Consider the following 13,217-nt stretch of genomic DNA (forward strand, 5'->3'; position numbering starts at 1 on the left):
CTCCGGCGACGCTGACCAAGCGCGCCGACTTTCTTCGCTGCAACGCCGGACGGCGTGCGCCTACTTCTGGATTCGTGCTGCTGGTCCGTCCGCGGGCGGATGGCTCCGACACCATGCGGATCGGCTACACGGTCAGTCGCAAGGTCGGCAACGCCGTGGTGCGCAACCGCATGAAGCGCCGCTTCCGCGCCCTGGCGCGAGAAATCTTGCCCGTGTCAGGGGTGCCGGGGGCAGATCATGTCATGATCGGTCGCCAGAGCGGGATCGAGCGCCCCTTTGCCGACCTGCGCAACGACCTCCAGCGCGCGCTGGCAAAGGCCGCCAGATGATCGCCCGAGCGCTTATTCTGCTTGCCAAAGGCTGGCAGAAAGGTCCTTCGGCGATCCTTCCGCCGTCGTGCCGCTTTCAGCCCAGCTGCTCGGCCTATGCGATCACCGCCTGGACGCGCTATGGGGCCGCCAAAGGCAGTTGGCTGGCGCTAAAACGCATCGGCCGTTGCCATCCCTGGGGCGGCTCCGGCCATGACCCGGTTCCTGAGATACGAGGATCGACACCCAAGTGAACGAAACGCGCAACATGATCCTCGCGGTGGTGCTGTCGGCACTGGTCCTGCTCGGATGGACGGCAATCAGCGACCGCTTCTTTCCGCAGCCGGCGACCCCGGCGACCCGGACCGCCCCCGCCCAACGTCCGACCGCATCGGCGCAGCCGACGCAGCCGGCGGCAGCGCAACCGCAGAGGGTGAACGCCCCCCGCATCCGGATCGAGACGCCGTCGCTCCGCGGATCGATCAGCACGGCGGGGCCGCGGCTCGACGACCTGAGCCTGGTCCGTCATACCGGCGACCTTCGGCGCGACCCGGAACCGACCCGGTTGCTGGCCCCGGCCGGGACTCGCGGCGCGTACTTCGCCAGCTTCGGCTGGCTGGGCGAAGGCGTGCAGCTGCCGGATGCCAGCACGGTATGGCAGGCCAGCGGCACGGTCTTGACGCCCGAGCGCCCCGTAACCCTGAGCTGGATCAACCCGACGGGTCAGCGGTTCGAGATGAAGCTGTCGGTCGACGACGGCTATCTGTTCACGGTTCAGCAGCGCGTGGTGAACGGTGGCAGCGGCGCGGTCGCCGCCCGTCCCTACGCCTTGCTCAGCCGGGCGCAGGCTGCCGTCGATCCAGACGCCTGGACCCACCATGTCGGCCCGATGACGCTGCTGAACGGTGCTGCCAACTACGGCATCGATTATGACGAATTGGCGGAAGCCGGAAGCAATGGCGAAAGCTTCAGCGCGACCAGTGGTTGGCTCGGCTTCACCGACAAATATTGGCTGACCGCATTGGTCCCGCAACAGGGACCAAGTTTTTCCGGGTCGTTCCGCCAGGCGCCGACCGGCGCTTACCAGGCAGACTTCGCCCTTGCCCCGTCTATTATTCAGCCTGGGCAGGCGCTGACCACCGAAACCCGTCTATTCGCGGGCGCCAAGGAAAAGGCGTGGCTCGACCGTTATGAGGACGCCGGCATTCCGAAGCTCTCCAAGTCGATCGACTGGGGCTGGTTCGAATGGTTCATGCGGCCGATTTTCGCGTTGCTGCTGTGGCTGTTCCACACGCTCGGCAATTTCGGCCTCGCGATCATCGCGCTGGTCTTCATCGTCCGCCTGCTGATGTACCCGATCTTCGACAAGCAGTTCCGCTCCATGGCGGCGATGCGGACGCTGCAGCCCAAGCTGAAGGAGCTCCAGGAACGGCACAAGGACGACCGCCCGCGCCTGCAGCAGGAAATGATGGACCTGTACAAGCGGGAGAAGATCAATCCCGCCGCCGGCTGCCTCCCCATCTTCCTGCAGATTCCGGTGTTCTACGCGCTGTACAAGGTGCTGACCGTCACGGTGGAGATGCGGCACCAGCCGTTCTTCCTGTGGATCAAGGATCTTTCCGCACCCGATCCGCTCACCCCGGTGAACCTGTTCGGCCTCCTCAACTTCGACCCGCCGGGGCTGCTGCACCTGGGCGTGCTGCCGATCCTGCTCGGCATCACCATGTGGCTGCAATTCAAGCTCAATCCGGCCCCGATGGACCCCATCCAGAAGCAGGTCTTTTCCATCATGCCGTGGGTGCTGATGTTCGTCATGGCGCCGTTCGCGGCAGGCTTGCAGCTGTACTGGGTCGTATCGAACATCCTGGGCATCGCCCAGCAGAAGTGGCTCTACTACAAGTACGACACCGAGCGTCAGGCCGGTGGCGCCAAGGCCGCGGCGGCGAAAGGCTAGTGGAGGACGAAGATTTCCCAGAGCGCGCGCGCAAGCTCTTCGCGGGGCCGATCGAGTTCCTGAAGTCGGCGCCCGGGCTGCAGTTCCTGCCCTCGCCCGACGTTCCGGAAATCGCCTTTGCCGGCCGCTCCAACGTCGGCAAGTCGTCGCTGCTTAATGCGCTGACCAACCGCAACAAGCTTGCGCGCACGTCCAACACGCCGGGCCGCACGCAGGAACTGAACTTCTTCGACGTTGGGCAGCCCCTGTTCCTGCGGCTGGTCGACATGCCGGGCTATGGATTCGCCGAAGCGCCCCGCGACCTGGTCAAGCGCTGGCGCTTCCTGGTGAACGATTATCTGCGCGGCCGGCAGGTCCTGAAGCGGGCGCTCGTGCTGATCGACAGTCGGCACGGCATCAAGCCGGTCGATCGCGACGTGATGGACATGCTCGATGCGGCGGCCGTCTCCTACCATCTGGTGCTGACCAAGGCCGACAAGGTGAAGGCGAGTGCGCTGGAGGAGGTCCGGCGTGCCACTGCCGCCGAGGCCACCAAGCGCCCCGCCGCTCACCCTTTGCTGCTCGTCACCTCCAGCGAGACCGGGATGGGCATTGCCGAATTGCGGACGGCGGTGCTGGACGCGGCACTGACCTGACGGCAAGGGACACCCATGCTCAAGCTCATCATCGGCAATCGCGCCTATTCCAGCTGGTCGATGCGTGGCTGGCTGGCGCTCAGGCACAGCGGGCTGGAGTTCGAAGAGCTAGTCGTCCCGCTCTATAACCAAGAATGGAACGACCGTCGCGAAGGTGATGAATTCGCGCCCTCCCTCGGCAAGGTGCCGATCCTGTGGGGTGAGGACATCGTCGTCTGGGACAGTCTGGCGATCATCGAGTACTGCGCCGACCTGACGGGCCGCAACCGGTTCTGGCCGGAAGACGATGCTGCCCGCGGCATAGCCCGATCGATGGCCGCCGAGATGCATTCGGGCTTCTCCAACCTGCGCCGCGACCTGCCGATGAACGTCCGGACATTGTCGGGTCCGCAAAAGCTTTCGGAAGAGGTGAAGGCGGAGATCAATCGCATCCTCACTCTGTGGGCCCAGGCCCGTGCCCGCTTCGGCGGCACCGGCCCCTTCCTGTTCGGTGATTGGTGCGCGGCCGACATCATGTTCGCCCCCGTGGTGACCCGCTTCGTCACCTACTCGGTCCCCGTCCCGCCCTTTGCGCGCGCCTATATGGAAGCGGTCTTTCGTCATCCGGACGTGCGCGACTGGATCGAACAGGCGCAGGACGAGCCGTGGGTGATCGAGGAATACGAGCCCACGGAAAAAAACCCTGGCTGACGTCAAACTTTCCGCAACTTCGCGGCGCTAACGTTCGTTAAGCGCTTGTATGCGCATTATTTCTTCCGTGATCGCCGCCCTTGCCCTGTCCGCCTGCGCAAGCCCGCGGGAGCGGATCGCGGACGCGCTCGTCTCCTATGGCATCGCGCCCGCCGATGCGCAGTGCGTCGGCGCCCGGCTGGAAGACCGGCTGACCCTCAATCAGTTGCAGCAACTTTCCGCTCTGGCGCGTGCCTACAAAGAGAATGATCCCGACCCGCAGGCCTTGACCGCCAACGACCTGCTTCGGGTTGCCAGCCAGGTCCAGGATGCCCGAGTGCCAATCGAGGTCGGCAAGGCAGCTGCGAATTGCGGAGTGTTCCCGGCGGGTCCCCTCGGCATGTTGGGGGTCTTGTCCGGGCGCTGATCACCCCTCCTTGGCGGGATAAGGCGTTCCGTCCTTGTGCGTGTAGCTGCCGTCCGCGCTGAACAAAATGTCGATGTCGCTGTACCCGCCGCCGCTGTTGCGCGCGTCTCCGCCGCCGATCACCACGAAAACGCAGTCTGCGTCGCCCACGTTGCGAAGGTGATGCCCGACGCCGGTCCCCTTGGGCCAGACCGCGATGTCGCCCGGATAAAGTGTTGTCCGACCATCGTCCTCGACCATCACCGCCTCGCCCGCGATCACGATCAGCATCTCGTCCTCGGCGTCGTGCCAGTGGCGCTGCGACGACCAGGCACCGGGCTTCAGCACCACATGGCTGGCCGCAAAATCCAAGAGGCCGGATGCCGGCGCCAGTCGCCGGTACCAACGGCCCTGCACTTCCCGGTCGAAAGGCGCGGGATAGCCCGTCCGATTGACCTGGGGGATGCTCTCAAGGTCCAGTTTCGGCATACCTCTCCCCTGTGCTAGCGCCTGCGCCCATGCCCATGCCCATCATCGACCCGGTCGAGCTCGCCGCCAAGCTGATTTCCGTTCCGTCCGTCACGCCCGCGAGCGGAGCCGTATTCGACGTGCTGGACCAGGCTTTGACGAGCCTTGGTTTCGCCGTCCACCGCTTCGTCCTTGGGGAGGCCCCGGACGGTCCCACCGAAAACATGGTTGCAATTCGAGAGGCCGGGCCAGGCCCCCATTTCGGCTTTGCCGGTCATCTCGACGTCGTTCCGGCGGGCGCGGGCTGGAGCGGCGACCCGTTTGCCGCGCGGATTGAGGACGGGCGCCTGGTCGGCCGGGGCTCGAACGACATGAAAAGCGCCATCGCGGCGATGGTCGGGGCGGTTGCCTCCACCCCCCATCAGCGCGGCACTCTGTCCTTCCTGATCACCGGAGATGAGGAAGGCTATGCCACCTACGGCACGCCGCGCATCATCAACTGGCTGAAAGAGCGCGGCATCCGACCCGACATGATCCTGATCGGTGAACCCACGTCCGAGGGACAACTGGGCGACACGGTCAAGATCGGCCGCCGCGGCTCGGTCAACATGTGGATCGACGTGCCCGGAACCCAGGGCCATGTTGCCTATCCGCACAAGGCCGACAACCCCGTCCCGAAGCTCGGTCGCATCATCGAGGCCCTGTCCGCGCTGGAGCTGGACGACGGCACCGATGCCTTTCCGCCGTCCAACCTGGAATTTACCGGCGTGGACACGCCGACCCATGCCAGCAACGTCATTCCCGCCTCGGCCACGGCGCAGCTGAACATTCGCTTCAACAATCTGCAGCGCGGCGAGGATCTGATCCGAACGGTGGAGCGCATCGCGCAGGAGGTCGAACCTCGCGCCTCCGTTCGCTCCCGTATTTCGGGGGAGGCCTTTCTGACCCCGCCAGGCCAACTTTATGATCTGGTGGTGAGCGCCATCGAGGCCGAATGCGGAATCACGCCGGCACTCTCGACCAGTGGCGGCACTTCCGACGGCCGCTTTCTCATCCAACTATGTCCGGTGGTCGATTTCGGCCTTCCCAATGCGACGATGCACAAAGTCGATGAAAGCGCCGGGGTCGAGGATATCCGCGCGTTGATGCGCGTCTACCGGCGCATCCTGACGCAGGTGGTCGCTTAGGCGACGTTCCGCCCGGATCCGCGCGCGGCGTTGCTCGTCCATCTGTCGAACTCGACCTCGAACATCGGCTGGGCGAAAACGAACCCCTGGACAGTATCGCAACCCATTGCGCGCAGGATGTCCGCCTGGTCCACGCTCTCGACCGCTTCCGCAACCACTTCGCAGCCGACACCTTTCACCAGGTGGATGATCGCCTGCACCATGACCCGCGCCTTGTCGCAGCTCTCGATGTCAGCGATCAGCGTCGGGTCCAGCTTGACCCGGTCAATCGGCAGCGTCCGCAAGCGCGAGATGTTGGAATAGCCAGTACCGAAATCGTCCAAAGCGATGGTCGCGCCGTCGGCCCGTAGCGCGGCAATCTCCTTCAGGACCGCCGTCGAACATTCCATCGCGCAGCTTTCGGTGAACTCCAGCTCGACCTGTCTCAACGGAACCCGCTGATCCGCCAGCGCCTGCCGAAGCCTGGCGAAGAAGTCCGCGCGGTCAAGCTGGCGGGGGCTGACGTTGAATGCGATGCGCCGCCCTACTGTCCCTGCGTCGTTCCAGTTGGCAAGCAACGCCGCGACCTCCGCAATCACCCAGTCGCCAATCTCGCCGATGATCCCGGTCTGCTCGGCGACTGGAATGAACGTCGCAGGCGCGCGCATTCCTTCCCGGGGGTGGTTCCAGCGCAGCAGCGCTTCCGCCCCGGTGATCTCTCCCGTCGAAAGGCTCAGCTGCGGTTGCAGGGCGAGCAGGAACTCGCCTCGTTGCACGGCTTCGGTCAAAGCCTTTTCGGTTTCTACTTTGCGGATATGCTCGGCCGCCAGCGCTTCGCTGAACAGGCAATGCTGCCCGCCGCCGCGCCGCTTCGCCTGATACATGGCGATGTCGGCCGATTTCATCAGATTCTCGATGCCCGCCGCCTGGCTCGGCGCCAGGGCAACGCCTACGGACGCACCGATATCGATGCTGTGTCCGTGCAGTTCGAACGGCTCGCCGATCGCCAGGACTACGCGCCGGGCAATCCGGTCGATCTCGCCCACATCGGTGAGCCCCGGGAAGAACAGTGTGAACTCGTCGCCTGCCAGCCTCGCAAGCAGCGGACGCAGCGGGCTTTGACCGCTTTCCCCGTTCACCACCACTCGCAGCCGGTTGGCGACCATCACCAGCAACTGGTCCCCACGGGCATGGCCAAGGCTGTCGTTGACCGCCTTGAACCGGTCGAGATCGACGAACATCAGTGCGCCGCCCCGGGGTTCGTCGGAGCCCGTCAAAAGCCGTTCGGCCTCGGCGCGGAAGTTCAATCGGTTCGGAAGCGAGGTGACGGAATCGAACATTCCCAGGGCCTGGGCATTGTCGATCGACGAACGCACCTCGGCAAACAGGCTGTCGACCGCGGCGGCAAGCTTTGGGTGCGTCCGGCCGACGATCGGCGGAGTAGGGCTGGTCAGATCGCCCTCCTCCACCGCCAGCAGCCGCTCCCCCAGGGCTGCAAGCGCCCGGGCACTTTCGCTGTTGGGCCGTTCGGCCGCGATGTAGCAGATCAGCAGGCAGAACGCGCCGGCCAGCACGCTGGCGAGGATTTGCTGGTTCAGTTGCGTCAGGGTCAGGAACGCGCCAAGGCTGAAGACGAACGACGCCACCCCTGCCACACCGGACAGGATGACGTTGCTGAGCTTCTGCGCTTCGCCGTCCTTCATCGCTTCCCTTTGCGCGGAGGCAAGGGTCCGCGCTTCATCAGGGTTAATGAAAGCCAGTTAAGAAAGCGTGACGGCTGGTAGGAACGCTCACCGGCGAAGGATGATGTACAGGCTCCCGCCGCCCCCATGCCGTCGGTGCGCGTTGCGGACCGCCGCGATCCTCGGAGCGTGGCGTGAGACCGCCAGCCAGTCGTGCACGGCCGCGCGGATCTTGTCCCGCTGAACCGGTGCTTCGCCCGGCCGATGGTGTCCGGTGATCAGCAACACCAGCCGGTCGCCGCCGGCGATTGCCCGCTCCAATACCCCGTCGATCGCTTCCCAGGCGCCATTCAGCGAATGGCCGTGAAGGTCGAGGATGCGGTCCGGGGTGACCGTACCGGCACGAAGGCGCCGGTCCCAATGCCCGTCGAGATTGCCTTCAATCCGAATCGGGGCTGGAGGGGGTTGCGGCGCAAGGCGCGGCGGGGGCACCCTCCCCTTCACCTTGACGGGCGGGGGCGGTTTGGCGGCCGCTAAAGCGACAGCTTCATGTGTAACAGCACTGCGCGGGACCGGCTCGCGGCTAAGCGGCGTGATTGTCGCGGTGACTTTGGCCCAAAGCGCCTGCTCCTCAGCGCTGAGTGGCCGCACCGCTCGCCGCCGCTGTCGCTCGCGCGGCCAGCGCCCGGCTGACGCTGCCGCGCGGCAACAGCAGCAACGCCTCGCCCTTTGCCGCCATTCCACCGGCGACAACGGTGGCATAATCGCCTGCGCCCCAGAAAGTGTCGAAGCGGTTGGTGCCCTTGATCGCGCCCCCGGTATCCTGCGCTACCCAGAGGCCGTCCGCCTCCGGCCGGTCGACGTCCAGCCAAACCGGAGCGCCCAGCGGAACGAACAGCGGATCGGCTGCAACCGTCGCCTGCGCCGTCACCGGGACATTCATCGCACCAAGCGGTCCGGGCCCGGTCAATTCCCGGAAAAAGATGTAGCTCAGATTCTCTCGCATGAGCGATCGCCCGCCATCGGGCTGACTCTTCATCCAGGCCCGAATTGCGGCCATGTTGGCACCACCCGGCGGAAGGATGTTGCGCTCGCGCAGCAACCGCCCGATGGCGACGTATTCCCGGCCGTTCTGGTTGTCATAACCCAGCCGCATCACGGACCCGTCCGGCAGGCGGAGACGCCCGGAGCCTTGGATCTCCAGAAAGAACAGTTCGACCGGATCAGCCGCCCATGCAAGCTCCAGGCCCTTGCCCGCAAGCGCTCCGTCCTCGATCTCCGCCCGGGTCGGGTACAGGACGCATTGCCCGGTTTCATCATAGCGCCCGCGGCCGGTCTGGCCGTCGGCACGCGTACAGCGGATGAGATCGGGCGGGGTTCGATAGATTGGCGTGTAGCCTGGCTGCGGAGTGCGGGACCCCACGATCTCCGGCTCGTAATAGCCGGTTGCAAAGGCCGGCTCGGCCCCGACCCGGACCCACTCGAAACGATCCCGGAAAAAGGCGCTTGCGGTTGCCGGCTGGACGGTCGCGGCCTCGGCGCAGAGGGCCTGCCAATCAGCGCCAGCGGTCAGGCCGGACGCGTCCCGGCGACGGACCAGCACCGGACAGCTGCGACGAAAGGCATTCAGCGCGCGCTCGGCATGGGCGTGCGTGAAGGTGCGCGGCGACGCCAGCGCGACCCCTGCCTCGACGGCGGTACGGGGCTTGGGCGCCTCAACGACCGGAGGCGGCGCCGGCACCGGTGTCACCACCGGCGGCACGACGGGAGGCACTGGAGCCGGCGTACGGACGGTTGTGCAGGCCGCGGCTAGCAATGCCGCGCCGGCGGCCGCGACCAAACGAAAGGAACGGCTCACTCTTCTTCGTCGGTTTCGATCAGGATCCAGTTCGGATCGGCCGAGCCAAGGTCGCGGCGGAAGGTCCACTTGTCCCGAGTCTGAACCGCATCGCTCAACGAGCCGGCGATCACCTCGCCCTCGGCATTGCGGGTCACCGCGGCGATGTCGGCTTCGAACCGAACCGCCAGGGTCGCGACCTTGCCGTCGACTTGGGCCGCGGCGATCAGCGCCTGTTCAATGGCCACCAGGCGGTTGTCCAGGCTATGCCCCGCCGCCTCCCGATCCGCCAGAGCAGTGGCGAACGTGTCATAGACTTCCGGATCGAGGAATTCACGAACCGACTCCAGCTCGCCCTTCCAGAAAGCTTCCAGGATCATCCGGTACGCCGCCTGCGCACCTTCCAGGAAGCGGGCCACGTCAAACTGCGGATCGGATGCCAGCAAAGCGCGCACACCCGGTCCCGCCGTCGGCAGGTAGGCATCGCCGCCGGGATCCGCCGGGTTCGCCGGCGCCAGGGGGGAGGTCGCAGGACGCGGGCCGACCGCGGCATCCTGCTCCGCCGGCTTCAGAGTCAATTGCTGCTCATGGCCGGTGCGCTCGCCCAACACGCTGTAAAGGCGCAGGCCGATGAACAAGGCCACGAGGGCAAGGATGATGATCGAAACCAAGGCTCGTCCTGACAAGGGGTTGCGTATGTAACGCGCAACATAGGCGCAGGGATGCACCCGTCCAACCCCTTCATTGTGCCTATCGCGCAGTCCGACCCGCGGTTGCGCCGTCCTTACCCTGCTGCTACGCGCCCGGCTGAAGGTGGAGGGGCGCATTGCCCCTTTTTCCCAGCCCCATCGCAAAGGTTTGAAAAGACGATCATGGCCGACGAGCAGGACAGCACCATCACTCCGACCGCCGCTGGTAACGGCAATGGCGATCCGGCGCTCGACGACCAGCCGCAGGTCGCGGCGATTGCCCAGTACATCAAGGACCTGTCGGTCGAGAATCCGTCGTCGCCGCAGGTCTACCAGTGGGGCGAACAGCCGCAGCTCGACGTCCAGTTCAACATCAACCTCACCAAGGCCGCCGACGAGGTGCATGAGGTGGTGCTGAAGATCGACGCCTCAGCCAAGTCGCAGAGTGGCGTCCATTTCGTGATCGACCTCAGTTACGGCGGCCTGTTCGCGCTCCGCAACGTCCCCGAAGAGGCCTTGGCCCCCTTCCTGCTGGTGGAGGCGCCGCGACTGCTGTTCCCGTTTGCGCGCCAGGTGATCGCGAGTGCGACCCAGGACCTCGGCTTCCCGCCGCTGATGCTCGACCCGATCGACTTCGGCGCGATCTACATGGCGCAGATGCAGGCGCAGCATGATCAGGCGGGCGAAAACGGGGCCCCGTCCGTCCAGTAACCGGACGCTCGGGCGGGGGACCCAGAAGTGAATCTACTCAAGACGACCGGAACCATCGGCGGGCTGACAATGGTCAGCCGGGTGCTGGGTTTCGTGCGCGACATGATTGCCGCGCGTGTGCTTGGCGCCAGTCACGCCAACGACGCGTTCAATCTCGCCTTCCTCCTGCCCAACATCTTCCGCCGGTTATTTGCGGAAGGCGCCTTCTCGTCGGGCTTCGTGCCCCTGTTCAGCCGCAGGCTGGCAAGCGGTGGTCAGGAGGAAGCGGAGCGTTTCTCCAACGAAATCCTCTCCGTATTCATGCCCGCGCTGCTGCTGGTTACGGTGGTGTTCGTCATCTTCATGCCGGCAGTGCTGCTGCTGGTCGTGCCTGACTATGCGGACGTGCCGGGCAAGCTTCAACTTGCGACCGAACTGTCGCGCTGGACCTTCCCCTACCTGCTGTTCATTAGCATGGTGGCGCTACTGTCCGGCGTCCTTAATTCGCTGACCCGCTTCGTTGCCGCGGCGTTTGCGCCGGCTCTGCTCAACATCGCGCTCATCGTTGGCCTGTTGGTCGCCCCCCGCGACGATATCTCGGTTGTTCGCACCATGGCGATCGCGGTGTTGGTCGGCGGCATCGTCCAGTTCGCGCTGTGCTGGGTCGCGGTGCGCCGGGCCGGCATCCACCTTCACTTCGGCCGGCCACGCATGACCCCGGCCGTCAAGGAACTGGTGATCCTGATCCTGCCCGCCACGATCGCGGCCGGCGTCTACCAGATCAGCCAATTATTCTATGCCTACTTCTCGTCCAGTCTTGGCGAAGGCGCGCTGACGATGCTCAGCTATGCCGACCGGTTGAACCAGCTGCCGCTGTCGATCATCGGCACCGCCCTCGGCGTCGCCATCCTGCCGTCGATCAGCCAGGCCATCGCCCGCAATGATGAAAGCGCTGCCAGCGACGTTCAGGCCCGCGCCTTCGACCTGTCGATGCTGTTGACCCTACCGGCCACACTCGCGCTGATGGTCGCGGCCTTTCCGATCATCGGCGCCCTTTACCGTGCCGGCGATTATTCGCTGGAGGCGGCGCAGACCACGGCGAGCATTCTCGCGATCCTGGTCACCGGACTGCCCGCCTATGTGCTGGTGAAGGTGCTGACGCCTGCCTTCTACGCCCGCAAGGACGTCCGCACACCGGTTTTCATCGCCATGTCGATCCTGGCGCTCAGCATTCCTGCCAATTTCCTGCTGATCCCCCAGATCGGCATCTTCAGCCTCGCAACGGTCACGTCGGCGGGCGCGTGGATCAATTTTTTGGCGCTGCTGTCGATCCTTTACGCCCGCGGTCAGTTCCGCATGCCGGTCTGGCTGGTCAGCAGGGTGGTCCGACAGATTATCTCCGCCCTCGCCATGGCGGTCGCACTATTCGTCCTGCGTGAAGTGCTCGCCGACTGGTTCCTGGGCAGCTTCGTCGAGCGGGTCGTAGGCCTCGGGGTCCTCGTCGGCACGGGCGCGCTCGTCTATTTCGGGGTCGCCTTCCTGATCGGCGGCGTCGACCGGGAAGCGATCGCCAGCCTGCGCCGCAAGCGGGCCGCTACCTGATGAACGATATTCCCGTCACCCGCGTCGTGTCCGGCATCCAGCCGACCGGCAGCCTGCACATAGGCAACCTGCTTGGCGCTATCCTCCGCTGGGTCCAGATGCAGGACGAGGCGCCTTGCCTCTTCTTCCTGGCCGATCTCCATTCTCTTTCGGACTATATCGACCCGGCGCTCCGCCGTGCGCAGATCCGCGAAATGGCGGCGGCCCTGATCGCCAGCGGAATCGACCCGGCCAGGTCGGCGCTGTTCACCCAGACCGATGTTCCCGCCCATTCCGAGCTGTGCTGGATCCTCAACGGCACCGCCCGCATGGGTTGGCTCAATCGAATGACGCAGTGGAAGGACAAGTCGGGCAAGAACCGCGAAGGCGCTTCGGTCGCCCTGTTCGACTATCCGGTCCTGCAGGCGGCCGATATCCTGCTCTATCGCGCCAGCCACGTGCCCGTCGGCGAAGACCAGAAGCAGCACGTCGAACTGACCCGCGACATCGCGCTTAAGTTCAACACGGATTACGACTGCGATGTCTTCACCCCGCCCGAACCGTTCATCGGCGGCGGGGCGGCAGCGCGCGTCATGTCGCTGCGCGATGGATCGGCCAAGATGAGCAAGTCCGACCCGTCGGACATGAGCCGGGTCAACCTGACCGACGACGACGATCTTATCGCGCAGAAAATTCGCAAGGCCCGGACCGACCCTGATCCGCTGCCAGACGATCCCGCGCTCCTGGAAGGCCGGGCGGAGGCTCGCAACCTCGTCGGGATCATGGCTGCAGTCCAGGGCCGCTCGGTCGAACAGATCCTGACCGATCACGCCGGCCAGGGTTTCGGCGCATTCAAGCCCGCTCTCGCCGATGCCCTGATCGCCTTGCTCGCCCCCATCCGCGGCCGATTGATCGACCTTCGCACCGATCCCGCCGCGCTCGACGCGCACCTCGCGTCCGGCGCCGCCAAGGCCCGCGAGCTGGCGGCCCCCACCCTCCTTGCCGCGCAACAGGCGGTCGGTCTCAAGTAAAGTCGGCCCGTCGACACTGACACTCGCTTCATCGACGGTTCACCCCCTGTTCTGTTATAAGCCTTTGGTAGAACGGAATTTCTCCGAGTCGAAAGGCTTGC

At 65.3% G+C, this 13,217-nt stretch carries 15 protein-coding genes; 10 read left to right on the top strand and 5 right to left on the bottom strand.

Translation table 11 applies throughout. From position 1 onward, the window contains the following. Positions 1 to 11: 11 nt before the first annotated feature. The 6 genes from rnpA to AC4GYS_RS11175 all read left to right on the top strand — a co-directional run bounded on the left by rnpA (position 12) and on the right by AC4GYS_RS11175 (position 3,993). On the top strand, positions 12 to 329 hold the full coding sequence (rnpA, locus tag AC4GYS_RS11150) for a ribonuclease P protein component (protein ID WP_491109411.1): 318 nt from the start codon (positions 12 to 14) through the stop codon (positions 327 to 329). Next, complete coding sequence (gene yidD, locus AC4GYS_RS11155) at positions 326 to 562, top strand: membrane protein insertion efficiency factor YidD (RefSeq protein WP_491109147.1); 237 nt, start codon at positions 326 to 328, stop codon at positions 560 to 562. Before rnpA ends, yidD begins: the two co-directional genes overlap by 4 nt. Further along, on the top strand, positions 559 to 2,262 hold the full coding sequence (gene yidC / locus AC4GYS_RS11160; protein ID WP_491109148.1) for a membrane protein insertase YidC: 1,704 nt from the start codon (positions 559 to 561) through the stop codon (positions 2,260 to 2,262). Before yidD ends, yidC begins: the two co-directional genes overlap by 4 nt. Then, positions 2,262 to 2,897, top strand: a complete 636-nt coding sequence (yihA, locus tag AC4GYS_RS11165; RefSeq protein WP_491109149.1) for a ribosome biogenesis GTP-binding protein YihA/YsxC — start codon at positions 2,262 to 2,264, stop codon at positions 2,895 to 2,897. The genes yidC and yihA overlap by 1 nt, the downstream gene beginning before the upstream one ends. Positions 2,898 to 2,912: 15 nt before the next feature. Further along, positions 2,913 to 3,587 carry a glutathione S-transferase family protein gene (locus tag AC4GYS_RS11170; RefSeq protein ID WP_491109150.1) on the top strand — a complete coding sequence of 225 codons (675 nt, stop codon included), beginning with the start codon at positions 2,913 to 2,915 and terminating at the stop codon, positions 3,585 to 3,587. Between the two features lie 67 nt (positions 3,588 to 3,654). Further along, positions 3,655 to 3,993: a hypothetical protein gene (locus tag AC4GYS_RS11175; protein WP_491109151.1), complete on the top strand. Its 339-nt coding sequence runs from the start codon at positions 3,655 to 3,657 to the stop codon at positions 3,991 to 3,993. Here AC4GYS_RS11175 and AC4GYS_RS11180 read toward each other — a convergent pair whose 3' ends face one another. Further along, a complete protein-coding gene (locus AC4GYS_RS11180) occupies positions 3,994 to 4,461 on the bottom strand; it encodes a cupin domain-containing protein (protein WP_491109152.1) in 468 nt (155 codons plus the stop codon). Positions 4,462 to 4,490: 29 nt separating this feature from the next. On the opposite strand from AC4GYS_RS11180, the gene dapE reads away from it, so the two are divergent. Next, entirely contained in the window at positions 4,491 to 5,627 is a 1,137-nt protein-coding gene (dapE, locus tag AC4GYS_RS11185) for a succinyl-diaminopimelate desuccinylase (RefSeq protein ID WP_491109153.1), read from the top strand. Here the strand turns inward: dapE and AC4GYS_RS11190 are convergent. The 4 genes from AC4GYS_RS11190 to AC4GYS_RS11205 form a co-directional block, all read right to left on the bottom strand. Further along, entirely contained in the window at positions 5,624 to 7,309 is a 1,686-nt protein-coding gene (locus AC4GYS_RS11190; RefSeq protein WP_491109154.1) for a putative bifunctional diguanylate cyclase/phosphodiesterase, read from the bottom strand. The genes dapE and AC4GYS_RS11190 overlap by 4 nt on opposite strands. An 87-nt stretch (positions 7,310 to 7,396) precedes the next feature. Continuing rightward, positions 7,397 to 7,780, bottom strand: a complete 384-nt coding sequence (locus AC4GYS_RS11195; RefSeq protein ID WP_491109155.1) for a Smr/MutS family protein — start codon at positions 7,778 to 7,780, stop codon at positions 7,397 to 7,399. Between the two features lie 139 nt (positions 7,781 to 7,919). Further along, positions 7,920 to 9,146, bottom strand: coding sequence for a murein transglycosylase A (gene mltA / locus AC4GYS_RS11200; protein ID WP_491109156.1), 1,227 nt, complete (start codon positions 9,144 to 9,146; stop codon positions 7,920 to 7,922). Continuing rightward, positions 9,143 to 9,796, bottom strand: a complete 654-nt coding sequence (locus tag AC4GYS_RS11205) for a Tim44/TimA family putative adaptor protein (protein ID WP_491109157.1) — start codon at positions 9,794 to 9,796, stop codon at positions 9,143 to 9,145. The genes mltA and AC4GYS_RS11205 overlap by 4 nt, the downstream gene beginning before the upstream one ends. Positions 9,797 to 9,997: 201 nt before the next feature. On the opposite strand from AC4GYS_RS11205, the gene secB reads away from it, so the two are divergent. Genes secB through trpS form a run of 3 tightly spaced genes read left to right on the top strand, consistent with a single transcriptional unit; the run spans position 9,998 to position 13,116 of the window. Next, on the top strand, positions 9,998 to 10,525 hold the full coding sequence (gene secB / locus AC4GYS_RS11210) for a protein-export chaperone SecB (RefSeq protein WP_491109158.1): 528 nt from the start codon (positions 9,998 to 10,000) through the stop codon (positions 10,523 to 10,525). Positions 10,526 to 10,552: 27 nt separating this feature from the next. Beyond that, complete coding sequence (gene murJ / locus AC4GYS_RS11215; protein ID WP_491109159.1) at positions 10,553 to 12,106, top strand: murein biosynthesis integral membrane protein MurJ; 1,554 nt, start codon at positions 10,553 to 10,555, stop codon at positions 12,104 to 12,106. Continuing rightward, entirely contained in the window at positions 12,106 to 13,116 is a 1,011-nt protein-coding gene (trpS, locus tag AC4GYS_RS11220; protein ID WP_491109160.1) for a tryptophan--tRNA ligase, read from the top strand. Before murJ ends, trpS begins: the two co-directional genes overlap by 1 nt. Positions 13,117 to 13,217: the final 101 nt, after the last annotated feature.

This window comes from Sphingomonas sp. SP1 (assembly GCF_058313395.1).